Annotated in this window: 25 protein-coding genes; 14 read left to right on the top strand and 11 right to left on the bottom strand. The window is 55.8% G+C overall.

Going from position 1 to position 24,855, the window contains the following annotated elements; genetic code table 11:
* Positions 1-20: 20 nt before the first annotated feature.
* Genes ASD46_RS16460 through ASD46_RS16445 form a run of 4 tightly spaced genes read right to left on the bottom strand, consistent with a single transcriptional unit; the run spans position 21 to position 2,756 of the window.
* Positions 21-386, bottom strand: a complete 366-nt coding sequence (locus ASD46_RS16460; protein WP_003516346.1) for a helix-turn-helix domain-containing protein — start codon at positions 384-386, stop codon at positions 21-23.
* Positions 383-952: a Smr/MutS family protein gene (locus ASD46_RS16455; protein WP_025594726.1), complete on the bottom strand. Its 570-nt coding sequence runs from the start codon at positions 950-952 to the stop codon at positions 383-385. Before ASD46_RS16455 ends, ASD46_RS16460 begins: the two co-directional genes overlap by 4 nt.
* Positions 949-2,061: a murein transglycosylase A gene (locus ASD46_RS16450; protein ID WP_025594725.1), complete on the bottom strand. Its 1,113-nt coding sequence runs from the start codon at positions 2,059-2,061 to the stop codon at positions 949-951. Before ASD46_RS16450 ends, ASD46_RS16455 begins: the two co-directional genes overlap by 4 nt.
* Positions 2,058-2,756: a Tim44/TimA family putative adaptor protein gene (locus ASD46_RS16445; protein WP_025594724.1), complete on the bottom strand. Its 699-nt coding sequence runs from the start codon at positions 2,754-2,756 to the stop codon at positions 2,058-2,060. Before ASD46_RS16445 ends, ASD46_RS16450 begins: the two co-directional genes overlap by 4 nt.
* A 141-nt stretch (positions 2,757-2,897) precedes the next feature.
* On the opposite strand from ASD46_RS16445, the gene ASD46_RS16440 reads away from it, so the two are divergent.
* Both ASD46_RS16440 and secB read left to right on the top strand, forming a co-directional pair.
* A complete protein-coding gene (locus ASD46_RS16440; protein WP_025594722.1) occupies positions 2,898-3,455 on the top strand; it encodes an FxsA family protein in 558 nt (185 codons plus the stop codon).
* 99 nt (positions 3,456-3,554) lie between these two features.
* Entirely contained in the window at positions 3,555-4,037 is a 483-nt protein-coding gene (gene secB / locus ASD46_RS16435; RefSeq protein ID WP_003516359.1) for a protein-export chaperone SecB, read from the top strand.
* A 120-nt stretch (positions 4,038-4,157) separates the two neighbouring features.
* Here secB and dnaQ read toward each other — a convergent pair whose 3' ends face one another.
* Genes dnaQ through ASD46_RS16410 form a run of 5 tightly spaced genes read right to left on the bottom strand, consistent with a single transcriptional unit; the run spans position 4,158 to position 7,765 of the window.
* A complete protein-coding gene (dnaQ, locus tag ASD46_RS16430) occupies positions 4,158-4,859 on the bottom strand; it encodes a DNA polymerase III subunit epsilon (RefSeq protein WP_025594721.1) in 702 nt (233 codons plus the stop codon).
* Complete coding sequence (coaE, locus tag ASD46_RS16425; RefSeq protein ID WP_025594720.1) at positions 4,852-5,460, bottom strand: dephospho-CoA kinase; 609 nt, start codon at positions 5,458-5,460, stop codon at positions 4,852-4,854. The genes dnaQ and coaE overlap by 8 nt, the downstream gene beginning before the upstream one ends.
* The gene (locus ASD46_RS16420; protein WP_025594718.1) at positions 5,460-6,320 is read right to left on the bottom strand and encodes a shikimate dehydrogenase; all 861 of its coding nucleotides are present in this window, start codon (positions 6,318-6,320) and stop codon (positions 5,460-5,462) included. Before ASD46_RS16420 ends, coaE begins: the two co-directional genes overlap by 1 nt.
* Positions 6,313-6,912 (bottom strand): Maf-like protein, encoded by a 600-nt coding sequence (locus tag ASD46_RS16415; protein ID WP_060642529.1) that lies wholly within the window; start codon positions 6,910-6,912, stop codon positions 6,313-6,315. Before ASD46_RS16415 ends, ASD46_RS16420 begins: the two co-directional genes overlap by 8 nt.
* Positions 6,913-6,943: 31 nt before the next feature.
* Entirely contained in the window at positions 6,944-7,765 is an 822-nt protein-coding gene (locus tag ASD46_RS16410; RefSeq protein ID WP_025594716.1) for a pyruvate, water dikinase regulatory protein, read from the bottom strand.
* Between the two features lie 407 nt (positions 7,766-8,172).
* Between ASD46_RS16410 and hemE the strand changes: the two genes are divergently transcribed.
* From hemE to ASD46_RS16370, 8 genes are all read left to right on the top strand, one after another.
* Entirely contained in the window at positions 8,173-9,207 is a 1,035-nt protein-coding gene (gene hemE, locus ASD46_RS16405) for a uroporphyrinogen decarboxylase (protein WP_025594715.1), read from the top strand.
* Positions 9,204-9,749: a protoporphyrinogen oxidase HemJ gene (gene hemJ / locus ASD46_RS16400; protein WP_025594713.1), complete on the top strand. Its 546-nt coding sequence runs from the start codon at positions 9,204-9,206 to the stop codon at positions 9,747-9,749. Before hemE ends, hemJ begins: the two co-directional genes overlap by 4 nt.
* Before the next feature lie 185 nt (positions 9,750-9,934).
* Complete coding sequence (gene rho / locus ASD46_RS16395; protein WP_013637014.1) at positions 9,935-11,200, top strand: transcription termination factor Rho; 1,266 nt, start codon at positions 9,935-9,937, stop codon at positions 11,198-11,200.
* 85 nt (positions 11,201-11,285) lie between these two features.
* The gene (mnmE, locus tag ASD46_RS16390) at positions 11,286-12,617 is read left to right on the top strand and encodes a tRNA uridine-5-carboxymethylaminomethyl(34) synthesis GTPase MnmE (RefSeq protein ID WP_025594712.1); all 1,332 of its coding nucleotides are present in this window, start codon (positions 11,286-11,288) and stop codon (positions 12,615-12,617) included.
* Positions 12,618-12,679: 62 nt separating this feature from the next.
* On the top strand, positions 12,680-14,563 hold the full coding sequence (gene mnmG / locus ASD46_RS16385) for a tRNA uridine-5-carboxymethylaminomethyl(34) synthesis enzyme MnmG (protein ID WP_060642528.1): 1,884 nt from the start codon (positions 12,680-12,682) through the stop codon (positions 14,561-14,563).
* An 11-nt stretch (positions 14,564-14,574) separates the two neighbouring features.
* Positions 14,575-15,192 carry a 16S rRNA (guanine(527)-N(7))-methyltransferase RsmG gene (gene rsmG / locus ASD46_RS16380; RefSeq protein ID WP_025594710.1) on the top strand — a complete coding sequence of 206 codons (618 nt, stop codon included), beginning with the start codon at positions 14,575-14,577 and terminating at the stop codon, positions 15,190-15,192.
* A 19-nt stretch (positions 15,193-15,211) separates the two neighbouring features.
* Positions 15,212-16,006: a ParA family protein gene (locus ASD46_RS16375; protein ID WP_025594709.1), complete on the top strand. Its 795-nt coding sequence runs from the start codon at positions 15,212-15,214 to the stop codon at positions 16,004-16,006.
* A 31-nt stretch (positions 16,007-16,037) separates the two neighbouring features.
* Positions 16,038-16,919 carry a ParB/RepB/Spo0J family partition protein gene (locus tag ASD46_RS16370; protein ID WP_013637009.1) on the top strand — a complete coding sequence of 294 codons (882 nt, stop codon included), beginning with the start codon at positions 16,038-16,040 and terminating at the stop codon, positions 16,917-16,919.
* Positions 16,920-16,981: 62 nt separating this feature from the next.
* Here the strand turns inward: ASD46_RS16370 and ASD46_RS16365 are convergent, their stop codons facing one another.
* Complete coding sequence (locus ASD46_RS16365; RefSeq protein ID WP_003516384.1) at positions 16,982-17,182, bottom strand: DUF1674 domain-containing protein; 201 nt, start codon at positions 17,180-17,182, stop codon at positions 16,982-16,984.
* 119 nt (positions 17,183-17,301) lie between these two features.
* On the opposite strand from ASD46_RS16365, the gene htpX reads away from it, so the two are divergent.
* From htpX to purH, 4 genes are all read left to right on the top strand, one after another.
* Complete coding sequence (gene htpX, locus ASD46_RS16360) at positions 17,302-18,267, top strand: zinc metalloprotease HtpX (protein WP_013637008.1); 966 nt, start codon at positions 17,302-17,304, stop codon at positions 18,265-18,267.
* Entirely contained in the window at positions 18,264-19,649 is a 1,386-nt protein-coding gene (locus ASD46_RS16355) for an RsmB/NOP family class I SAM-dependent RNA methyltransferase (protein ID WP_013637007.1), read from the top strand. The genes htpX and ASD46_RS16355 overlap by 4 nt, the downstream gene beginning before the upstream one ends.
* 151 nt (positions 19,650-19,800) lie before the next feature.
* Positions 19,801-21,441, top strand: coding sequence for a heparinase II/III domain-containing protein (locus ASD46_RS16350; protein WP_076845212.1), 1,641 nt, complete (start codon positions 19,801-19,803; stop codon positions 21,439-21,441).
* A 153-nt stretch (positions 21,442-21,594) separates the two neighbouring features.
* Positions 21,595-23,211: a bifunctional phosphoribosylaminoimidazolecarboxamide formyltransferase/IMP cyclohydrolase gene (gene purH / locus ASD46_RS16345; protein WP_025594704.1), complete on the top strand. Its 1,617-nt coding sequence runs from the start codon at positions 21,595-21,597 to the stop codon at positions 23,209-23,211.
* 94 nt (positions 23,212-23,305) lie between these two features.
* On the opposite strand, the gene ASD46_RS16340 is transcribed toward purH, so the two are convergent.
* Positions 23,306-24,838, bottom strand: coding sequence for a UxaA family hydrolase (locus tag ASD46_RS16340; protein ID WP_025594703.1), 1,533 nt, complete (start codon positions 24,836-24,838; stop codon positions 23,306-23,308).
* Positions 24,839-24,855 lie beyond the last annotated feature (17 nt).

Raw genomic sequence — 24,855 nt, 5'->3', positions numbered from 1 at the left:
AAGCAGGGGATAGAGGGGTTTCAATCGCAAGAACGGCTTTTTTGTAGCACCGCTGACAGTTCCTCTATCACACTCAGCGGCAGCTTGCGAATATCCCGCGCCAGCCGATTGGCAAAAGCCGTATATTGCGGCGGCAGACCGACCGTGTCGATCGCCACTTTGGGGTCGGAGGAGCCGGCGAGAAAGAACAATTCCTCCGCCTCATCCCAGATGATGTTGAAATATCCGGCGATGCGCTGGAGGAGATCGAAGCTCGGTTTGCCGCGTTTGCCGTGCTCCAGTGCCGAGAGATAAGCGGGGGAAACGCCGATTGCCGCTGCCATCTCCTTCTGTGTCACGCCCTTGCGCTCACGAAGCAGCCGCACAGCTTCTGCAAAGGGCGTCATGATTTTTCACCCTTGCGGCGCGCCAACCGGACATAGAGAGCGCCATCGCCGCCGTGATTGGCGGATGCGTCCTCATAGGATGAAATCAAATAACGATATTCCGGTTTGGCGAACCACATGGGCACGGCCCTTTTCAGCGCACCATCGCTGCCGATGGAGCGACCCTTGCCGGTGATGACGAGCACGTGCCGGAGGCCCCGTTCGTGCGCCCGCAATAGAAAATCGAGCAGAACCGCATGGGCTTCGCTCTGAAACATGCCATGCAGATCGATACGGCCTTCCAGCGGCAACCGCCCGCGCGTCAACTTGCGCTTAACCGGCTTTTCCATCGGTTGATGAATTTTTGGCTTCTTGTCCGGCGTAAAGGGCGAAACGTCCACCGGCTCCGCGAGCATCCTAGGGAAGACGGCGTTTGCCGTTTGCGGGACGACAGGTTGCGCCGCGGCTTCCTCGATATCGTCGAAAGCCAGCAAATCCTCCAGCCTGCCGGAGATAGGTCTGGCTGTTCTTGCGACCTTACCCCACAGAATGCGTTCTTCCTTGCCAAGCTTTCGACTGCCCTTCATCGCCGATACCTTTTCGCAGCAACATGCGGCAACAGCATATAGAAATCGGCGTCGTTGCGCACTGTGCCTGCAAGTTCCCCGGCTTCAAAACCCGAGCCGGTGAAAATGTCGCCGCGTGCCGGGCCAACGATCGCCGAGCCGGTATCGAGCGCCAGCATCAACCGCGCGAAGGGCTTGCCATTATCCAGGTGGGTCAATGACGGCGCATGGATAAAGAAGGGAAAACCGAAGGTGTGGATGAGCCTGTCCACCGCAAGCGCCCGCCCGGCGACCAGCGACACCTTGGCGGCGGCGATCGGTCCCATATCCAGGCCGGCAACATCAGCCTCCCGGAAAAAAATATAGGAGCGATTATGCCATAGCACCCCATCCACCTCATCCGGATGGTCGGCGAGCCATTTGCGAATTGTCTGCATCGAGATCGTTTTCGGATCCAGTTCCCCACGATCCAGAAGCAACCGACCGATCGGCGAGAACGGATGCCCGGCCTTAGCGGCATAGGTGATACGTTTCACCTCTCCATCAGGAAACAGAAGACGGGCAGCACCCTGAACGTGGACGAAAAACAGATCGACCTTCGATCTCGCCCAGGCAATCTCAAGCCCCCTGCCCTGCAGATATCCTTCGTCGATCGCGCGGCGATCGGGAAAATAGGAAATGCCGTCCTCGCCCTCTCTGCCAAAAGCATAGGACGGATCAAAACCGCTCGGGCGATTTTCGTCGTCGATATCCACCAGCTCCGGTGGGCGGCGGTAGACCGGATACTTCCAGACATCGTCGCGGACTGACGATACCTCAAGCTCCGGTTCATAAAAGGCAGTTACAAAACCGCGTTTTCCGCCGGGTGGTGAAATTTTGAAAGGTACACAATTCGTCTCGAAAAACCGGCGGGCCTGCTGGGGACTATCCGCTTGTTCCTCATCGGCCAGTTCCAGAAGCGAGGCCAGTTCGCCGGCGGTGAGACCCAGCGCGCCGGTCCTGTAGGGTTTTGAATTCCGAAGATGTGACAGGATCGTCCGCATCGCCGGAAACAGCTTACGCGGATCGTCCTCCTGCCATCCCGGCAGATCACCGAAAGAAACTTCTTCGAACGAAAAGGGCGTGTTCATTGCTCGGATTCAGTGGCGATCAGCTTCCAGTTGGGATCGCGCGAGCGGACATCACGCGAGAAGGTCCAGATGTCGTCCACTTCCGCAACCGCATCGGGATCGCCGTCCACCAGCTTGCCATCCTTGTCATAGGTGGCCGAAATCAGCTGGCTGACTATTCTGAGCGTGATCTGCTCTTCGGAATCGCGGATACCGGCCTGGGTGATATCGGCCTTCTCTATTCCCACGAAAGTGGACTTGACCACCTCGCCGCGACTTTCCCGCTCAGAAATGGCCGCCTCGAACCCGTCGAAAACTTCCTTCGACAGAAGGTTCTTCAACGTCTTGCGGTCACCATCGGCAAAACCCATGACGATCATCTCATAGGCCATGCGGGCGCCGTTCAGGAATTCCTTGGGGCGGAAGGTCGGGTCCTTGGTCATCAGCTCGCGCAGGGATGTATTCAAGGCAGTATCGACGGGTGCCAGAGCATCCGCCTCGGCAAAGCGGTTTTCTTCCTCCGCCTCAGAGCGTTTGGGCAGGGTCACGACCTTGTTATCGTCCGTGACGGGGCCTTTCGCGACATCGCGCGGCGTGTAAGGGTCGAATGGCGGCTTCTCATTGCCGGTTCGGCGACCAAGAACGCTGCGCAGCTGAAGAAAGATCAGCACCGCTGCAACGAGAAAAAACAATGTGATAAAGTCGCTAAAGCCCATCTTTTACCAAAACCGCCATTTAAATTCAAAAACCTGAACATCATATAGTCTGCATCTTATCATCATTCAAATGTGCAGATTCAATCATCGGTGTTCTCGGGAACCGGCAATCTGCCAGAGATGCACACGCAAGGCTAGAAGATGCGTTTTTCCTTTCTCCCCATTGTCATCCTGATGATGCCAATCCTGGAAATTGCCGGTTTCATCATCGTCGGCAAGACAATCGGTCTGTGGCTGACATTGGCGCTCGTCCTGTTCACGTCGTTTCTGGGGTTGCTGATCCTGCGGCTCGGCGGCATCGGCATGGTGAGAAATCTTCAGGCCGCAGGGCGCACCGGCGCCCAGCCTGCCGATGAGCTGGTCAATGGCGCCATGCGCGTCGTGGCGGGCATCCTGCTGTTCATCCCGGGTTTCATCACCGATATCCTCGGTCTCCTGCTTCTGTCGAAAACGGTGAGACGTTTTTTCTGGAAGATCCTCGGACCCCGCGTCGTCGTGGCCGGTTCTTTTCGCCAGTCGGGTCAACCCGGCGGCCAGACCGGGCCGCAACCCGGTGACTTTTCCGGGTTCAGCAATGGTAAGGGAAATAAGGGTAGCTCCAAGGTCGTGGACCTCGACGAAGAGGAGTTTCACCGCGAAGGGCCCAAGGATTCTCCCTGGTCCCAAAAGCCGGATGATCGCAACCTGCCCAAACCCTGAAGCACGGCAAAGGGTTAGAGAGGCGAGAGCACGAGGGTTGTAAGGCTCAAGTCGAAATGATAGACCGCCTTCCACGAAATCACGCCGCGAGGAAACGTAATGACCGCTGAAAATGGCGCACAGGGCGCAGTTAGTCCTTCCCTCAACATTCTTACCCAGTACATCAAGGATCTTTCTTTCGAAAATCCGGGTGCTCCTCGTTCGCTTCAGGCTCGTGACAATGCGCCGTCGATCAACATCAATGTCAATGTCAACGCAAACCCGATTTCGGGTTCGGATTTCGACGTTGTGCTGACGCTGAATGCCGAAGCCAAGGATGGCGACAAGGTTCTGTTTGCAGCCGAGCTGGTTTATGGCGGCGTGTTCCGCATTGCCGGTTTCCCGCAGGAACATATGCTGCCGGTGCTGTTTATCGAGTGCCCGCGCCTGCTGTTCCCCTTCGCACGCCAGATCATCGCCGATGTCACCCGCAATGGTGGCTTCCCGCCGCTGATGATCGATCCGATCGATTTCGCGCAGATGTTTTCGCAGCGCGTTGCCGAGGAACAGGCCAGAGCCAAGGTTCAGGCCGTACCGAACTGAATTGTACGTGACGCCGCTCTTTTTAGAGTTCACACAAAACAAAACCCGGGTTCATCGCCCGGGTTTTTTATTTGACGGTTCTCGTCATTTTTCAACGGCGCATCTAAGCGCCAGGCGCACTTAATTCTGGTAACGGTTCCAGATCGCCTTGTCGCCCATGCCGAGAACGAGCTTGCCGTGCGCCGCGATGGTCTCCGCATCCAGTCTTGATGGTAGAGGATGCGGCCTTTGCAGCGGCTCATGCGGAACATCATCATCCTCGATAGTGACCGCTTGCTGTTTGGAGCCGGCACCGAAACCGAGCGCTGTCTGGCGCCCACCAATCATTTCTATGTAGACTTCGGCGAGCAGTTCGGAGTCGAGAAGCGCGCCGTGTTTGGTGCGGTGGGAGTTGTCGATCCCGTAACGCCGGCAAAGTGCGTCGAGGGAATTCGGACCCATCGGGTGCTTGCGGCGTGCAAGCGAAAGCGTATCCGTCACCAATTCAGATGAGACCGGCGCAATGCCAAGGCGGGCAAATTCCGCATTGATAAAACCCATGTCGAATGTCGCATTATGCGCCACCCAGCGGGCACCTTCAAAAAATTCGCGGATTTCGTCGACGACTTCGGCGAATTTCGGCTTGTCTTTCAGGAAGTCGTCGGTGATGCCGTGCACCGCAAGCGCGTCCGGGTGAACCTTTCGATCTTCCGGGTTGATATAAATATGCAATGTGCGGCCGGTCGGAAAATGGTTGTTGAGCTCGATTCCGCCGATTTCGATCACGCGGTCCAGTTTCGATTCAAGGCCTGTGGTTTCCGTATCGAAAATGATCTCACGCATTTTTCTCTCCGTTGCCCGAACCGGCACTTAGTCTCTGCAGAATTTCTCTTACCTGATCCCGTGCCGCTTCGACACCATTTCCGCTATCGATGATAAAATCGGCGCGCCGGCGCTTTTCGGCATCGGGCATTTGCCGGGCCAATATCATTTCGAATTTCTCTTCCGTCATTCCTGGACGGGACAAAACCCGCTGGCGCTGTATTTCCGGCGCGCAACTAACAACGACTATTTTATCGACCCTCGTTTCCGCGCCGGTTTCAAACAGCAGCGGGATATCGAGAACGGCGAAATTTTGATTTTCCTCTCTCGCCTTACGGAGAAAAGCTTCCTGTCTTTCACGAACAAGCGGATGGACGATTGCTTCCAGCTTTCTAAAATTAGCCGGATTCTCCCTGAGGATGTTACCGAGTTCAAGACGGTCGACCGTGCCGGAAATGGTCGTGCCCGGAAAGGCGGCTTCGATCATCGGCACGGCTTCTGCTGAATAGAGGTCGTGCACAACCGCATCAGAATCGAGAACCGGTATCCCTTCCGCGGCAAACAGTTTCGCCGTGGTCGTTTTTCCCATTCCGATCGAGCCGGTGAGACCGATGACGATCATCAATGTTTCTCCATATCCTCAATGATGAGGGAACGAAGAGTGTCATCAACTTCCGGCGTTTTGCCGAACCATTTTTTAAAGCCGGGTTTTGCCTGATGAAGGAGCATGCCAAGCCCATCGACCGTCGCAATACCCTGTGTCTGCGCCATCTGGAGGATGGGGGTTCTCAACGGCACATAGACGATATCGGTTACAACAGCACTTGCAGCGAGCGGCGAAAAATCAATCTCGGGCGCTTCCGTTCCGTCCATACCCAGCGATGTCGTGTTCACAAACAACCCGGCGTCCTGCATGACTTCATGAAGCGCGCCCTGAGGATGAGAAAAAACCCGTGCACCGAAACGGTCGGCCATTTCACGGGCACGTTCGACCGTGCGGTTCAGGACATGGATTTCGGCAATGCCGCGGTCCCGCAGCGACTGAACGACGGCCCTGCTTGCACCGCCGGCTCCGAACACCACCGCCCGGTCGGTTTTCTCCCATCCGGGATGGCGCTCATCGAGATTGGAAACGAAGCCATAGCCATCCGTGTTGGTGGCATGCAGCCTGCCTTCTTCCATCCAGACGGTATTGGCTGCACCCAGTTCCTCCGCCAGCTCGTCGGGACTATCCGCCAACTTAAAGGCCGCTTCCTTGTGCGGAATGGTGACATTGCCACCCACCGCTGCACCAGGTCCCTGTTCCTTTAGTGCCGTGATGAAATCGGGGAAGTCATCGGGGGCAACCTCAATGGCCTTATAGGAGCCGGGTATCCCGAATTTCTTCAGCCAGTAAGAATGGATGATCGGCGACCGGGAGTGCTTGATCGGATAACCGACAACGAAGGCATTTATAGTTAATGTTTCACGTGAATCAGCCATCGATGACATCCATGTCGCGCAGTTTCATTAAGAGAGGCAGAAGCGGCAGGCCAAGAATGGTGAAATAATCCCCCTCTATCGAAGTAAATAGCTGGATTCCTTCGCCCTCGAGCTGATAGGCACCGACACTGCTCAAGGCCTTTTCACCCACGCGTTGCAGGTGGCGGGAGACGAATTCGGCGCTCAAAGTTCGCACCGAAAGCTCGGCACTGGAAATCGTCTGCCATACGACATCACCGCCGCGGGCAAGAACGGCTGCACTGTTCAATCGATGAACCTTGCCGGATAATGAGAGCAGATGTGCTTCGGCTTCGGCCATGGTTTTTGGCTTGTGGTACACCCGGGCACCGAGCGCCATCGTCTGGTCGCATCCAAGAACGAGTGCTTGCGGATGCAGGGCACTTACCGCAAGCGCCTTGGCCTTGGCCAGTTCCAGCGCAACCTCTTCCGGCTTTGCGCCATTTTTTTCCAGCTGCTCGTCGAACGCGCGCTCGTCAATATCCGCCGGGATGGCCGAAAATGTCAGCCCCGCATTGAGCATCAACATCTGACGGGATGCGCTGGACGAGGCGAGGATCAACTCTTGTTTCATCGACTATCTGCTCCGAATGGTGCGATCCGGATTATCGTGTCCTCGGGCGAAGGGCAAGGATTGCCGCGGCCGTTTCCTCTATGGAGCGGCGTGTAACATCGATCAGCGGCCAATTGTTAAGGGCACAGAGCGCACGCGCATATTTCAGCTCTTCCATGATGGTAGCGCGATCCGTGTAGCGCCCGCTGTCAAATCCACCGGTCGTGCCGAGTTCCCGGTTTTCACGTACCTGCGATATGCGGTCCGATGTCGCGACGAGACCAACGATCAAAGGACGGGTGGCGGCATAAAGGCTTTCCGGCAACGGCACGTTTGGAACGACCGGTATATTGGCGGTTTTTATGCCTCTGTTGGCGAGATAGATGCTTGTCGGTGTTTTCGACGTTCGACTGATCCCGATGATGACGATATCGGCTTCGTCATAGCTTTCCGGCATTTGCCCGTCATCATGGTCCATCGCAAAATTGAGCGCTTCGATCCGCGCGAAATAATCCGCGTTCAGCGCGTGCTGCGCCCCGACCCGCCGTCTCGAAGGTGCGCCTAGATAGGTCTGGAAAATGCCGATGATCGGCTCGAGGACGTTGACGCAGGGCACCCCGATCGCGTGACAGCGCAAATCCAGAAACTCGGCCAGCTGCTGATCCACGATCGTATAAAGAACGATGCCCGGTTCCTTGTCGATCAGATCCACCACCTGGGCGAGCTGCTTCTGGTTCCTGATCATCGGATAAACATGTTCCACCGGCATCGAAGCGTGGAACTGCGCCGAGACGGCACGACCGGCCGACATGAGAGTCTCTCCGGTTGAGTCCGAAATCAGGTGCAAATGGAAGAAACTTTTTTTGTTCTCCACGCTGTTTTTCTCTCGCTGTTGATAAACCGGGACAAACTTCCGAATTGTTCCGCGGGCCGAGCCGCCTCGTGGATAAAGTGGGTTTTTTCCACAATCCGCAAGTGGCGTCCTTGCTATCAGGCATGCCTGTGAATTGTCTGGAAACTCTGAACTTGTTCAAAACTGTCCACAGATGATCCACAGGCAAAGGCTTCAAAGGATATAACTTAAATCTCTGAAAATATTAGATAAATATCTATTATCCCATTTATTGCGATGAAGCGATGAAATGCCGTGTTCAGGTCTTGGCGCTTACACCCGACTGCGGCATATCGACTGGAAAGATTTTAATCCTTGCTACTCACCGACTCTAAGAAATAGAAAATCTTTTAAATCTCTTAGATTTTATTTTTTGGAAGTTGGGTGGCATGAGCGAGCGTAAGGTTTTAAAGGTGTTGAACGGGCAGACGGTCACACCTCCGCCCATATGGCTGATGCGGCAGGCAGGGCGTTACCTTCCGGAGTACAGGGAAACGCGAAAGAACGCCGGCAGTTTCCTCGATCTCTGTTATAATCCCGAACTGGCAACCGAAGTGACCCTTCAGCCCATTCGCCGGTTCGGTCTTGATGCAGCTATCCTCTTTTCCGATATTCTGGTGATACCGGATGGGCTTGATCGCAATGTTTCCTTCAGCGAGGGAAAAGGTCCGGCCATGGATCCGATCGATGTGGATGGTATCGACAGGCTGGATGCGAGCAACGTGATTGCGCATCTTTCACCCGTTTTCGAAACCGTCTCACGTTTGCGCCAGACCTTGCCTGATGAGACGACGCTTCTCGGTTTTTGCGGTGCGCCCTGGACGGTTGCAACCTACATGATTGCCGGCCACGGAACGCCTGATCAGGCGCCGGCGCGGTTGTTCGGTTATCGGGAGCCGGCAGCCATGGAAAAGCTTCTTGCCTTGCTGGCTGAGGTTTCCGCCGACTACCTTGTGGCGCAGATTGATGCCGGGGCCGATGCGGTGCAGATTTTCGACTCCTGGGCCGGGGTGCTTGGCGAGAAGGAATTCGAGGAATATGCGGTAAAACCCGTCGCCCGTATCATCGCTTCGGTGCGCGCTCGCCGCCCCTCCGCGAAGATCATCGCCTTTGCCAAGGGGGCCGGTTATCTTTTGAAGGATTATCGCCGCAAAACGGGCGCAGACGCCATCGGGCTCGACTGGTCGGTGCCACTCGGTTTCGCAAGGGACTTGCAGAAGGAAGGCCCGGTACAGGGCAATCTGGACCCCATGCTGATGGTGGCGGGTGGCAAGGCTCTGGAGGACGGTATCGACGCTGTGCTGCAGGCTCTGGGACAGGGACCGCTGATCTTCAATCTCGGCCATGGCATCACGCCGCAGGCCGATCCGGAAAACGTTGCAAGGCTGGTGCAGCGGGTGCGTGCCGGCGGAGCCGGGGCATGAGCGGCGAGAAGCAGACCTCCGCCCGCTCAGGAAATAGGGCTGCCCTTCGCGCAGGTATGGCGCTCGGTGTCTTTGCCGCTTTTGCCGCTTTGTTGTTTTACGCCGATCCGGCCGATCTCTATCTCTGGATCAAGGCGCTTCATATCATCGCGGTGATTTCCTGGATGGCGGCGATTTTTTACCTGCCGCGCCTGTTCATTTACCACACCGATGCACCCACCGGTTCGCAGCAATCCGAAACCTTCAAGGTGATGGAACAGCGGTTGATCAAGGTCATCATGAACCCGGCGATGATGATAAGCTGGATATTGGGGCTTTATCTCGCATGGTCGGTTTATGGTTTTTCCGGCGGCTGGCTACATGCGAAAATCGCACTGGTGGTGCTTCTAACCATCGCCCATGTCTATTTCACCCGCAGTGCCAAACGGTTCGCCCGGGATGAAAATATCAGGCCTGCCCGTCACTGGCGGTTGATGAACGAGGTTCCGACGGTACTGATGATCCTCATAGTCATACTTGTGGTTGTGAAACCCTTCGGTTAAGAGGTCGCACCGATAAATTTCGCGGAATTCGTGCTTTCCTCTTGCAGTAGCCCTATTCAATCGCTATTTTCGGACCACTCATCTCGTGGCATGTGAATTATTCAGTCATCTGCGGCTTCTCCCTCAGCATCTGATTCGCGAACACGCCCTCCCCCGACATTACATTATCAAACGGTCTTTCCTTCATGGCTGAAATGAAGCTTCAGGAACTTAAGAGCAAATCGCCTACCGACTTGCTAACTTTTGCTGAATCCCTGGAAGTTGAAAATGCGAGCACCATGCGCAAGCAGGAGCTTATGTTCGCAATCCTCAAGGTTCTCGCGAGCCAGGACATCGAAATTATCGGCGAAGGCGTCGTTGAAGTCCTGCAGGACGGTTTCGGTTTTCTACGGTCCGCAAATGCAAATTATCTGCCGGGTCCGGACGATATCTACATTTCGCCCTCGCAAATTCGCCGTTTCTCTCTGAAGACCGGCGATACTGTTGAGGGGCCGATCCGTGGACCCAAGGAAGGCGAACGTTATTTCGCGCTTCTCAAAGTCAACACGATCAACTTTGACGATCCTGAAAAGATCCGTCACAAGGTTCACTTCGATAACCTGACGCCGCTTTATCCGAATGAGCGGTTCAAGATGGAGCTGGAGCTTCCGACATCGAAGGATCTGTCGTCGCGTGTGATCGATCTGGTCGCGCCACTTGGCAAGGGCCAGCGTGGATTGATCGTCGCGCCGCCGCGTACCGGTAAAACTGTTCTCTTGCAGAACATCGCGCATTCCATCACGGCTAACCATCCGGAATGTTACCTGATCGTTCTTCTGATCGACGAACGTCCGGAAGAAGTCACCGACATGCAGCGCTCGGTCAAGGGTGAGGTGGTGTCGTCAACCTTCGACGAACCGGCTGTACGCCACGTCCAGGTGGCCGAAATGGTCATCGAAAAGGCGAAGCGCCTTGTCGAACATGGCCGCGACGTCGTTATCCTGCTCGATTCCATCACTCGCCTCGGCCGAGCTTATAACACGGTCGTTCCGTCTTCCGGCAAGGTCCTGACCGGTGGTGTGGATGCCAACGCGTTGCAGCGGCCGAAGCGTTTCTTCGGTGCCGCACGTAACATCGAAGAAGGTGGTTCGCTGACGATTATCGCGACCGCGCTGATCGACACCGGCAGCCGCATGGACGAAGTCATCTTTGAAGAGTTCAAGGGTACGGGTAACTCGGAAATCGTGCTTGACCGTAAGGTCGCTGACAAGCGTATCTTCCCGGCACTCGATATTCTCAAGTCCGGTACACGTAAGGAAGACCTGCTCGTGCCGCGTCAGGATCTCCAGAAGATTTTCGTGCTTCGCCGCATTCTCGCGCCGATGGGAACGATGGATGCCATCGAATTCCTGATCGACAAGTTGAAGCAGACCAAGACCAATTCTGATTTCTTCGAATCGATGAATACCTGATCCGGAGTTTTACCGGTTCCATCGACAAAGCTTTAGAGCCGCATCCGTTCATTCGGATGCGGCTTGACTGTTTTAACCGAGGTGAATGATGCCAGCTTCCGCCGATACCATTTATGCGCTCTCCAGTGGAGCATTGCCGGCCGGCGTCGCTATTATCAGGATCAGTGGGCCCGGCGCGTTCGAAGCCTTTGTGACGTTGACCGGTCGTGACCTTCCCGCACCGCGGCAGGCGGTTTTATGTTCGATTCGAAACCGAAACAATGAGATCATCGACCAGGCACTGATGATCGTTTTCCCTGCACCAAATTCCTTTACGGGTGAGAACTGCATCGAAATCCACAGCCACGGAAGCCGTGCGGTTGTCGCATCAATTTTTGCCGAGCTTGAGCTGCTCGAAGGATTTCGGCCGGCGGATGCCGGCGAGTTCTCCCGCCGCGCGTTTGAAAACGGCAAGATGGATCTTCTCGAAATCGAAGGTCTGGCGGATCTGCTGCAGGCTGAAACGGAGATGCAGCGGCGTCTGGCGGTTGAGCAGAGCACCGGTAAGCTGTCAGCGCTCTACGATGGCTGGGCAGGCCGGTTGACGCGTGCTCGCGCCCTGATCGAGGCAGAACTGGATTTCGCCGACGAGGAAGATGTGCCGGATTCAGTTGCCGCGCAGGTGTGGGACGCGATGATGCAACTTCACAGTGAAATCACCGGCCATCTCCAGAACGGCGGAAGCAGCGAGATTATTCGTGACGGGTTCAAGGTGGCGCTGGTGGGAGAGCCTAACGCTGGCAAGTCCACGCTTCTTAATGCTCTGAGCGGCCGTGACGTTGCTATTGTCACTGACATTGCTGGCACGACCAGAGACGTGCTGAGCGTCGATATTAATCTCGACGGTTACCTGGTCCGCATATTCGATACGGCCGGAATCCGGGAGACGCAGGATGTGGTCGAAAAGGAGGGTGTAAGGCGGGCCGTTCTGACAGCGGAAACCGCGGATCTTATTTTGATATTGCAAGATAACGATTCGACTCCGAAACAATCGATCATTTCGCTGGAAAATGCTCGCCATTTGCGCCTACGGACAAAAACCGCGATTTCCTCTTCTACAGTTGATGCTGTTTTTGATCTCGCCATCTCCGCCAGGGAAGGCGTCGGTCTCGACGAATTGCGTCTATTGATCAAGCGAGAGATTGAAAGCAGGGTTGGTGTTGCACAGACATTGGTCCCTGCCCGCGCCCGGCACAAAAAACGACTTGAAGAGACGCTGAACTATGTTAGTGATGCGCTCAATTCCGAGACCATGGACCTTGCGATAAGGTCGGAATATTTGAGACTCGCAGCAACATCGCTTGGACGCATTACTGGCCGCGTCGATGTGGAAGATTTGCTGGGCGTGATCTTCTCGGAATTCTGCATAGGAAAATGATTCACGTGAAACATTGGTTGCCAATACGGCAAAGCCGATGATTTGGGATAAGGCGCAGGGATATGCACCAGTCATTTGATGTCATTGTTATCGGTGGTGGACATGCCGGCAGCGAAGCTGCGGCGGCCGCTGCACGACATGGCGCTAAAACCGCTCTCGTTACCCATAAGCGAGAGACTATTGGGGTGATGTCCTGTAACCCGGCAATCGGTGGTCTCGGTAAAGGACACCTGGTCCGCGAAATTGATGCGCTAGACGGTTTGATGGGCCGGGTTGCTGATGCAGCGGGAATTCAATTCCGTATGCTCAATCGCAAAAAAGGCCCCGCCGTCCGCGGGCCGCGCACGCAGGCTGATCGGCGACTTTATCGCGAGGCCATGCAACGGGAAATCAATGCGATTGAAAACCTTAGCATTATTGAAGGTGATGCTTTCGATATTGAAATGGCGGATGATAAGGTCTGCGCCGTAATCATGGCAAACGGTAGCCGGATTCCTTGTGGTGCTGTTGTGTTGACGAGCGGCACTTTTCTACGCGGCCTTATTCATATCGGCTCCGAAAAGATTCCCGCAGGCCGGGTTGGTGAAAAACCGTCTCTTGGCCTTTCCGAAACGCTTGGCCGTCTGGGCCTTGCTATGGGCCGGCTGAAGACCGGCACCCCTGCCCGGCTTGATGGTCGCACGATCGATTGGAACGCTGTGGATCGGCAAGCGGCCGATGAAGATCCCGTTCCGTTCTCTTTTATGACTGATCGCATTGTCAATCCACAGATCGAATGCGGCGTAACCCGAACGACGCCGGCCGGACACAAGATCATTCAGGATAATATTCATCTGTCAGCGATGTATTCGGGACAGATCGAGGGTGTTGGTCCGCGCTATTGTCCGTCGATCGAAGACAAGATTACACGCTTCGGTGAACGGGACGGTCATCAGATATTTCTGGAACCAGAAGGCCTCGATGACCACACAATTTATCCAAATGGTATTTCGACGTCGCTTCCTGCCTCAGTTCAGGAGCAGTTTATCCGCACCATCCCCGGCCTTGAGCAAGTCAACATCATTCAGCCCGGCTACGCGATTGAATATGACTATGTCGATCCGCGTGAGCTGAAGCCTTCTCTGGAATGCCGGAAAATTCCGGGATTGTTCCTGGCAGGGCAAATCAATGGCACGACGGGTTATGAAGAAGCAGGCGCCCAGGGTCTGGTTGCCGGGTTGAATGCGTCGCTATATGCAGGCAATGCAGACCCTATCCATTTCAGTCGTACCGAATCCTATATCGGTGTGATGATCGACGATCTCACCTCCAAAGGTGTCAGCGAACCCTATCGCATGTTTACGTCGCGAGCCGAATATCGGCTTTCGTTGCGCGTTGACAACGCTGATTTGCGACTTACACCTATCGGCCAGATGGCCGGCATTATCGGGCATGACCGCCAAAAACGCTTCGCAGATTTTATCTCCGATCTGGATCGGGGTCGCGAGCTGATGAAGAGCATTTCCATCAGTCCCTCCCAGGCTGCTAAACAGGGATTGAAACTCAACCAGGACGGTCAACGTCGTTCGGTTTATGAAATGCTCGCCTACCCCGATATCACAATGGAAACTCTTGCCGATCATTGGCCGGAGCTACGGGCGCTTAATACCAGGGTCGCTGAGGTTTTGGAAATCGAAGCGAGTTACGCTGTCTATATGCAGCGCCAAAGCGCGGATATTGTGGATATCAAGCGAGACGAAGACAGAAAAATCCCCAATGATTTCGATTTTCAGTCTTTGTCCGGTCTCTCCAACGAACTGAAACAAAAGCTGGAAAAGGCACGTCCAGAGAACATTGCCCAGGCTGCGCGTGTTGACGGTATGACACCTGCTGCGATATCGCTGCTTCTCGCACTTCTGCGGAAAGGCTCCGCATCAGGAAGTGAAAAATTGCGCATGCACCAATAGCGAGTCGGACCATGAAGATAAACGGCCAGAGTGTTTCACGTGAAACACAGGAGAGGCTCGAGCATTTCGTCGAGCTTTTCAAGAAGTGGAACAAAACCACAAATCTGGTTGCGCCTTCGACTCTCACTGAGCTCTGGAGCCGGCATGTCGCGGACAGTGCACAGATATTTCAGCTCGCCCCTCAACCACAAAAATGGATTGATCTGGGAAGCGGCGGCGGTTTTCCGGGCATCATTACAGCGATTTTTCTCGCGGAACTGGGTGATGGTTGGGTCGATCTGGTAGAGAGCAACAATAAAAAGGCTGCGTTTTTGCGAATTGCGCTGAAGGAAACCGGCGCAAGAGGCGCGGTTCATCCAGTCAGAATTGAAAAAGCGCCTGAAACCGTTGAAAATTGCGATGCGGTTTCGGCGAGAGCCCTCGCCGAGATGAATTTACTTTTTGAATATATTCACCCGTGGGCGCAGAATAATCCAAATCTCAGGGCATATTTCAATAAAGGCAGGGATTATGAATCCGAACTGCAGAAAGCGCATGGCCGCTGGCAGTTTGATCTGATAAAACACCAGAGTGCCATTGAGGCAGATTCTGTTGTTCTTGAAATCAGTAACCTCACTAAGAGGCACTGACGAGCTGGTCAGGTGCGGTATGACTTCTGAAAAAAACCGGATTATCGCAGTCGCAAACCAGAAGGGTGGCGTTGGAAAAACAACGACGGCCATCAATCTGGCTACTGCATTGGCGGCTATTGGTGAGCGGGTGCTGATCATTGATCTTGATCCGCAGGGTAATGCTAGCACAGGTTTGGGAATCGACCGCAAAGAGCGCAAGCTTTCTTCCTATGATCTTCTGGTGGGTGAGCATACCGTTGCCGAAGTTGCGGTTCCGACAGCAGTTCCGAACCTCGATATCGTCCCGTCAACGATGGATCTTCTGGGCTTTGAGATGCAGGTTGCGAATGTTGCCAACCGCGTCTTTCTGTTGCGTACTGCCATGGAGACGCAGGAAGCCAGAGACTATTCCTATATTTTGGTAGATTGCCCGCCCTCTTTTAATCTTTTGACGATGAATGCCATGACCGCCGCCCATTCGGTGCTGGTACCGTTGCAGTGCGAGTTCTTTGCGCTGGAAGGCCTCAGCCAGCTGCTGGATACGGTTAGCCAGATACGCGGCTCCGTCAATCCGCAGCTTGATATTCAGGGTATCGTTCTCACGATGTTCGATGCGCGCAACAATCTTGCCCAGCAGGTGGTTTCCGATGTGCGGATGCATCTGGGAGAAAAGGTTTACCACACTCTCATTCCGCGCAATGTTCGGGTTTCCGAAGCGCCGTCTTATGGTAAACCGGCAATTCTTTATGATCTGAAATGCGCTGGCAGCCAGGCTTATTTGCAATTGGCGTCCGAAGTGATCCAGAGAGAGCGTCTGCGCAAGGCGGCCTGACGTTTTGCCGGACTATATGGAGTAATATCTTATGAGTGATGATCTTTCCAAGCGTCGACTCGGACGCGGTCTTGCGGCGTTGATCGGCGAAATGGATCAGCCTGTGCCGGTGGGTGAACCGCAGCGCGCCGTTAGTGCGGATCGCGCCATCCCGATCGAGTTCATCGCTCGCAGCCAGAGAAACCCACGTCGACACTTTGACGAAAATGAGTTGCAGGATCTTGCCTCATCCATTCGTCAGCACGGGATTGTTCAGCCTGTGGTCGTGCGAACGATTGGCGTCAACCGTTACGAGATAATCGCTGGTGAACGGCGCTGGCGCGCGGCACAGCTGGCCGGTTTTACGGACGTTCCTGTCATCGTTCGGGATGTAGACGACCGCACGGCTCTGGAGCTGGCTATCGTCGAAAACGTCCAGCGTTCCGATCTCAATCCGCTTGAAGAAGCGATGGGCTATGAGCAGCTGATCGCCGAACATGGCTACACTCAGAACGACCTCGGTGAAATCATCGGCAAGAGCCGAAGCCATGTTGCAAACAGCCTTCGTCTTCTGAAACTTCCCGATCCGGTTCGAGACATGTTGGCGGATGGTTCGCTTTCCGCTGGCCATGCGCGCGCGCTTGTTTCCACTTCCGATCCGTCAGGTCTGGCTCGGACTATCGTTTCCAAGGGTCTTTCGGTGCGTGATGCCGAGCGCCTGGCGCAAAACGACATCAAGTCGCAGGGTGACGTCTTGGAGAAGCGGCCTTCGGCTGAGAAGGATTCCGATACGGTCGCGCTTGAACGCAGCCTGTCGGATGCTCTCGGTCTGGACGTGAAGATCAGCCACAAAGGCGGATCGGGACAAATCCGCATCGGATACCGCACGCTAGAGCAGCTGGAAGCCGTGTGCCGGCTTCTGGAGCAAAAATAAGCAAGTATCTGTTTTAATTGATAAAATACCCGCGTTTAGCGGGTATTTTTATGCTGTGGTGCTCAAAAGTCGATAGCGCGGCCGTTTATTTCGTAGTCACCGAAACGAACAGGTTCCGCGCCGCCGCGACCGCCGGTTTCCTGCGGCAATTGAAGATCCGCCTGTTGTTTGCGCCGTTCTTCCGCTTCCTTCAACGCACGTTCCGCCGCCGGCGAAAGCCGCTTGAGCATTTCCGCGCCGTTGTCATTATCCGCATCCTGCATGAGTAATCCTCCCTATGACGGGATATTGAAATATGTTTGCCGTTCACCAGATTATATAAACAGATGGGCTTTATAAACCCCGGAATATTTCCTGAGTGGTAACAAGGAGAATTTGACATATGAACATGATGCGCACGGCAATGCTTCTGGCCTTCATGACGGCATTGTTCATGGGTGTCGGTTTTCTGATCGGCGGTAAGGGCGGCATGATGATTGCCTTGCTTATTGCCGCTGGTATGAATCTTTTCTCCTACTGGAATTCGGACAAGATGGTCTTGTCGGCCTATCGTGCACGCGAGATCGATGAGGCGAATGCGCCTGAATTTTTCCACATGATCCGCGATCTCTCGCATAATGCCGATCTTCCGATGCCCAAGGTTTATATTTATGATAGCCCGCAGCCGAACGCCTTCGCGACGGGAAGAAACCCGCAGAATGCCGCTGTCGCCGCCTCGACGGGCCTGCTGGAGCGCCTCACCCCTGAAGAAGTGGCTGGTGTCATGGCGCATGAGCTGGCCCATGTGCAGAACCGAGATACGCTAACGATGACTGTGACCGCGACGCTGGCAGGCGCCATCTCGATGCTCGGCAACTTCGCGTTTTTCTTTGGTGGCAATCGTGAAAACAACAATAATCCGCTGGGCTTTATCGGCGTACTGGTTGCGATGATCGTGGCGCCGCTTGCCGCGATGCTGGTGCAGATGGCGATCAGCCGTACCCGGGAATATTCTGCCGACCGGCGGGGTGCGGAAATTTGCGGCAATCCGCTCTGGCTCGCTTCGGCACTGCAGAAAATTTCGGGCATGGCGCAGAGCATTCATAATGAGGATGCGGAGCGTAACCCGGCGACGGCGCATATGTTCATCATCAATCCCCTGTCCGGTGAGCGCATGGACAACCTGTTTTCTACGCATCCGAATACGGAAAACCGGGTGGCGGCACTTCACGCTATGGCACAGGAGTTTTCCCCGCGAGGATCGACGCCAGCGCCATCGGGTGATAGACCTCAGCGCAAATCAGGCTCCGTTCCCAATACGGGCTGGGGACGAGGCAAAGAAAACGAGCGCAAGGGACCGTGGTCTTGACATCCGATACTCAAAATAAGCCGTCGCGGTCCAAAAAACCGGGACAGGACCATGCAAGGGGCCGCGAAGACGGCCCTTCGTCTTTCCAGGATAAACCCGGCCTTGCTGCACGCGTTGCCGCAACCCGCATTCTGGCGGCCGTTCTGGAAAAGAAAACCTCGCTGGACGGTATGCTGGACAGCGAAAACGGCAATCCCGTCTATCGCGCGCTATCCCTTGCGGACCGGGCGCTGGTGAGAGCGATCGTCAACAGCGCGCTTCGCCACCTTCCGCGTATCGAAGCCGCCTTGTCGATGCTGCTTGACGGACCGTTGCCGCAGGGCGCCCGGTCGCTTCATCACGTCCTTGTCGTTGGCGCAGCGCAAGTGCTTCACCTTGATGTCCCCGATCATTCTGCGGTCGATCTTGCCGTGGAACAGGCACACCGCGATCCGCGCAACAGGCGCTTTGCCAAGCTGGTGAATGCCGTCCTCAGGCGATTGGGCCGGGAAAAAGCAGAAATCGAAAAGGCGATCGCGGATGTGCCCGTGCTGCCGGACTGGTTCTACGCTCGGCTTGTTTCGGCTTATGGAGATGAGGTTGCCAAACGGATTTCCGAAGCGCAGCTGACGCCCTCTTCCATCGATCTCACGGTGAAGAAGGATCAGGCTGTCTGGGCGGAAAAGCTGGGCGGTACGGTTTTGCCGAATGGCAGTGTCCGTCTCGGTGAATTTGAAGGCCAGATTCCCTCGCTTGAAGGCTTTGCCGAGGGTGCCTGGTGGGTTCAGGATCTCGCGGCCAGCATGCCTGTGAAGCTGATGGGCGATATTTCCGGCAAACGTGTTGCCGACCTCTGTGCAGCTCCGGGCGGCAAGACTGCCCAGCTCGCGCTTGCCGGCGCGAAGGTGACTGCCCTGGACCAATCCGGCAATCGTCTTCGCCGCCTCAGGGAAAATCTCGACCGGCTTGGTCTTCACGCCGAAACCGTTGAAGCCAATATGCTGAAGTACCAGCCGGAACAGCTTTTCGACGCCGTTCTTCTGGATGCCCCCTGCTCGTCTACCGGCACGTTGCGTAAACATCCCGATGTCTGCTGGACGAAGGACGAGAATGATATTGCCAAGCTTGCAGCTCTTCAGGGCCAGATGTTGCGACACGCGCTCACGCTGGTGGGAGCCGGCGGCATTGTGGTGTTTTCCAATTGCTCGCTCGATCCCTCTGAAGGGGAAGCGATGATTGCACAGGTCCTAGCGGAAAACCCGGACTTCGAGCGTGTTGCCGTTCGCAAGGACGATTGGCCAGGAATGGAAGCCGCCGTCACTGCCGAAGGCGATCTTCGTACAACGCCGGATATGTTCGGCGGCATCGACGGGTTTTTTAGCAGTGTCTTGCGTAAGAAGTAGAAAAAAGCCAAGCTTCCGCGAATCATTGGATAATTGCCGATACGTTCCGATCATCACGGTTCACTCATAAAAACAAAACATGTGAAACGGGAAACACAGCTTGTCAGGGTCCTTTGCAGGCAGCATCAATGCCGCCGGTCTTCTCTCGCGGATGGCGTATCGTCATCTGTGTGTGGGCCTCGCTCCTTTGCGCCTGCGCATATCCCGGTTTGCCAATCGCGTTCCCGATGGTCTCGTGGCGGCGCCGACCGATCTGAGGGCAATCGATCCGTATTTTGCCGAGGAATTGCTGCGGGGCCGGATTGCGCTCGCCGGTCGCGTCGTCGAGACCGGCGGTCTATCGCCATTTCAGGTGGACTATCCCTCGCTGGTTTTTGAAGAGCGGCTGCATGCATTTGGCTGGCTGCGGCATATCCGTTCCGACAGATCGAGTGAGGCCAGCAAGCGGGCGCGCCGTATCGTTGCCGAATGGATGACTATTCACGGCAAGCGGGTTGCGGGGATCGCCTGGTCTCCGGAGATCGCGGCACAAAGGCTGATTGCCTGGCTGTCCCATTCTCCCGTCGTTTTACATGAGGCCGATGCGGGTTTTTATCGTCGTTTCCTGAAAAGTCTTGCGTTTCACGTGCGTTATCTCGACAGGATCGTCAAACATGCGCCGGATGGGGAAGCGAGGCTGCGGATCAGGATTGCGCTGGCCGTCGCGTCCATCGCCATGCCGACCCGCCTTTCCCATATTACTCGGCACGGAATGAAGCTGGCGCAGGAAATGGAACGCCAGATTCTTCCAGATGGCGGGCATGTTTCCCGCAATCCGCGGGTCATGCTGGATTTGCTGCTCGATCTTTTGCCGCTTAGGCAAAGCTACATCAATCTCGGTCACGATCTGCCCTCGGGGCTGGTGCCGGCGATTGACAGGATGTTTCCGGCCATCCGGTTTTTCCGCCATCAGGGCGGCGATCTGGCGCTGTTCAATGGCGCCACCGCCACGCTTGCCAATGAACTTGTGTCGGTACTTCGTTATGATGAGACAGCCGGCCGGCCGTCCAAAATGCTGCCGGATGTCAATTATCATCGTCTTGCAACTGATGAGACGGTCATCATCGTGGATACTGGTCATCCAGGCTCGGCGGAGCTTTCGCGTAACGCCCATTCGGGCTGCCTGTCCTTTGAGATGTCCTGTGGCAAGAGCCGGTTCATCGTCAATTCGGGCTTCCCGAAAAACGCAGCACCCGAATATCAGCGGGCGAGCCGCTCGACGGCGGCCCATTCGACAGTCACGCTGGCCGACACGTCGTCTTGCAGACTATCCCGCTCGAGACTGCTCGGGCCGATCATGGTTTCCGGTGTCAGTCAGGTGGAGAGCCGCCGCGGAACGGATGCAAATGGCAATGATGTCCTGTGGGCGTCGCATGACGGTTATTTGCAGAATTTCGGTTGCTATCACGATCGGGAAATTGAGCTGAATGTTGCCGGTACGAAGATAAAGGGCCGTGATCTGCTTCGGGCCGACGAGAATGTGGTGAAGGCGCAATTGCAATCCATATCGGCGGTATCGCGGTTCCATATCCATCCCCACATCCAGCTTTACCAACAGGACGAGGAGTCGGTTTATCTGGAGGCAGCGGATGGAACCACCTGGCTGTTTTCTGCGCCGGGACTGGAGCTTTTCGTGACCGAGGATGTTTTTATGGCGGATGCATCCGGCATGCGGCCTTCGCAGCAGATCGAGCTGCCATTCAATCTGGCGAACACTCGGGAAATCCGCTGGATCATCGAACGCAAGGCGTAGAGGATTCCTGGCGAGTTTCAGGCAAAAACCGCCATAGTTTTCGCCGTTCCGCGTCCCCGCTGTTTATTAATATGGCAAGCTGTGTTAACGCGGCGGCAATTGCTGGATCAATCCCAGTCCAGCCTGTCCTCCCCGTCAAACGGAGTATGCCCGATGGCTGTCGTTTCCAAAAAAATCCCCGCTCCCGATAAAGTCAAAATCCGTACAGCCCTTCTTTCCGTTTCTGACAAGACGGACATTATCGAGCTGGCGACTGTCCTGTCCAAACTTGGCGTCAAGCTGCTGTCGACTGGTGGCACGGCAAAGGCCATCGCTGACGCGGGACTGCCGGTAACGGATGTTTCCGATGTGACCAATTTTCCGGAAATCATGGATGGTCGCGTCAAGACCCTGCATCCCAACGTGCATGGTGGACTTCTGGCTATCCGGGATGATGCTGATCACGTCGAGGCAATGAAGGCTCACGGTATCGAGGCGATCGATCTCTCCGTCATCAATCTCTATCCCTTCGAGGAGGTTCGCGCCAAGGGTGGCGACTACCCCACGACGGTCGAGAATATCGATATTGGCGGCCCGGCAATGATCCGCGCTTCGGCCAAGAACCACGCCTATGTCACTGTTGTCACCGATCCGTCCGACTACCCTGCGCTGGTGGAAGCCCTGCAGGCCGATGACGGTCAAACCTCCTACGCGCTGCGCCAGACCTTCGCCGCCAAGGCATATGCCCGCACTGCGGCTTATGATGCGGTGATTTCCAACTGGTTTGCTGAGGCGCTGGCTATCGAGACGCCGGATTACCGCGCCATCGGCGGTGCGCTGAAGGAAAAAATGCGTTACGGCGAGAACCCGCACCAAAGCGCCGGTTTTTACCTGACCGGCGAAAAGCGCCCCGGTGTTTCCACGGCGACGCTTCTTCAGGGCAAGCAGCTTTCCTATAACAACATCAATGATACGGATGCAGCCTACGAGCTGGTAGCGGAATTCCTGCCGGAGAATGCGCCGGCTGTAGCGATCATCAAACACGCCAACCCCTGTGGTGTTGCGACGGGTCCAACACTTGCAGAAGCCTACCGGCGCGCGCTGGCATGCGATTCCGTTTCGGCCTTCGGCGGCGTCATCGCCTTGAATCGCACGCTCGATGCGGAAACGGCAGAAGAGATCGTCAAGCTCTTCACCGAAGTCATCATTGCACCCGATGTGACGGAAGAGGCAAAGTCCATTATCGCCCGCAAGCCCAATCTGCGACTGCTGGAAGCTGGTGGCCTGCCAGATCCGCGCGCTGCCGGCATTACGGCCAAGACGGTTTCCGGCGGTCTTCTGGTTCAGAGCCGTGACAACGGCATGGTGGAGGATCTGGAACTGAAGGTGGTCACCAAGCGTGTGCCGACACCTCAGGAACTTGAAGACATGAAGTTCGCCTTCAAGATTGCCAAGCACGTGAAGTCCAATGCGGTGATCTATGCCAAGGATGGCCAGACGGCAGGTATCGGCGCCGGACAAATGAGCCGGGTGGATTCCGCCCGTATCGCCGCCCAGAAGGCGGAAGATGCGGCCAAGGCACTCGGCCTTGCTGAGCCGCTGACGCGCGGCTCTGCCGTGGCTTCTGAAGCGTTTTATCCCTTCGCCGATGGTTTGCTTGCAGCTATTGCAGCAGGTGCCACCGCAGTCATTCAGCCTGGTGGTTCCATGCGCGACCAGGACGTGATCGATGCGGCCAATGAGCACAATGTGGCGATGGTCTTTACCGGCATGCGTCACTTCCGCCATTAAGCAGAAACGGCGCACAGAATTTAAAAGGCCCGGAAAGTGATTTCCGGGCCTTTTGTTTCACGTGGGACAGTCCGATGCACATATTGGAAGCGGGTCAGGTAACCGCGCCCACCTGCCACGGCACAAATTCATTGTCGCCGTAGTCGTAAATCTCACTGACGGTCTTGTCTCCCGAAGCGACTGCAAGAATGTGCTCGAAAATTCGTTTGCCGGATTCCTCGATGGTTTCCGCGCCGGTAACGATCTCGCCGCAGTTGAGGTCCATGTCTTCCTTCATGTGTTCATACATTTCGGAATTGGTGGCGATCTTGATGCAGGGTGCCGGCTTGAATCCCGATACGGAGCCGCGGCCGGTGGTGAAACAGATGACGTTACAGCCGCCGGCGACCTGGCCGGTGACGGCAACAGGATCGTAACCGGGCGTATCCATGAAGACGAAGCCCTGCTCAGTAACGGTTTCCGCGAATTCGTAGACCGCTTTCAGTGGCATGGAGCCACCTTTGGCCACTGCGCCCAGCGATTTTTCCAGAATGGTGGTCAGTCCACCAAGCTTGTTGCCGTGCGATGGGTTGTTGTTCAGCTCATCGCCGTTGCGAGCGGTATAATCCCGCCACCAGTCGATGCGCTGCAAAAGCTTTTCGGCAACAGCAGGCGTGACGGCACGCTTCGTCAGCAGGTGTTCAGCACCGTAAATCTCCGGCGTTTCGGCAAGAACCGTTGTACCGCCGTTGCGGACGATGAGGTCTGATGCATATCCCAGGGCCGGGTTTGCCGATATTCCGGAGTAACCATCCGAACCGCCACATTCCAGCGCCACCTTCAGTTTCGAAAGCGGCTGTTCAGTGCGCTGGGCAGCATTGACCATTGGCAGCATTGCCTTGATCTCGGCAATGGCGGCATCGATCGTTTTGCGTGTGCCGCCGTGCTGCTGGATCGTCATGGTGCGCAGCCGTTCGCCCTCCTCCATCTTGTAATGTTCGAGGATAGGGGCGATCTGGTTGGTCTCACAGCCGAGGCCGATCAGCAGAATACCGCCGAAATTCGGGTGGCGGGCATAACCCTGAATGGTGCGGATCAGAAGACGATAACCTTCCGATTTCGTATTGAGCGCGCAGCCGCCGCCATGGGTCAGTGCCACAACGCCGTCGACATTGTCGAACCCTTCAAGGCCGCCCTGCTTGTTAAAATAATCGGCGATGTAACGCGATACGGTGGCGGAACAGTTCACGGATGCGATGACGCCGATATAGTTGCGTGTGCCAACGCCACCGAGACCCCGGTCAAAACCCTTGAAGGTCCGGCGCTCGCCCTCGGGCAGCATGCCTTTTTCCTCGATATCGACACTGAACTGATGCGTGTGTTCGGAAGGCACCATGGCGAGATTGTGCAGATGCACATGCCGGCCAGGCTCGATATCCTGTGTCGCGATGCCGATCACCTGTCCGTATTTCAGGACCTCGTCTCCGGATCTGATAAACGTCAGGGCCACCTTGTGGCCGCGTCCGATCAGCTCCCGGGCTGTCAGATCGCCTCTGCCCGTCGCACCACCGGCCGGTATCGACCGGCGTGCCACCGCGACATTGTCGTTGGCGTTCAGCAAAATGGTTGCCTCGGAATTCTCACTCACGGGTTTTTCTCCTCCCC

Source organism: Rhizobium sp. Root491, from assembly GCF_001427205.1.
Lineage (GTDB): Bacteria > Pseudomonadota > Alphaproteobacteria > Rhizobiales > Rhizobiaceae > Agrobacterium > Agrobacterium tumefaciens.
The sequence above is the reverse complement of the archived record's forward strand: the minus strand, read 5'-3'. Positions and strand labels throughout refer to the sequence as shown.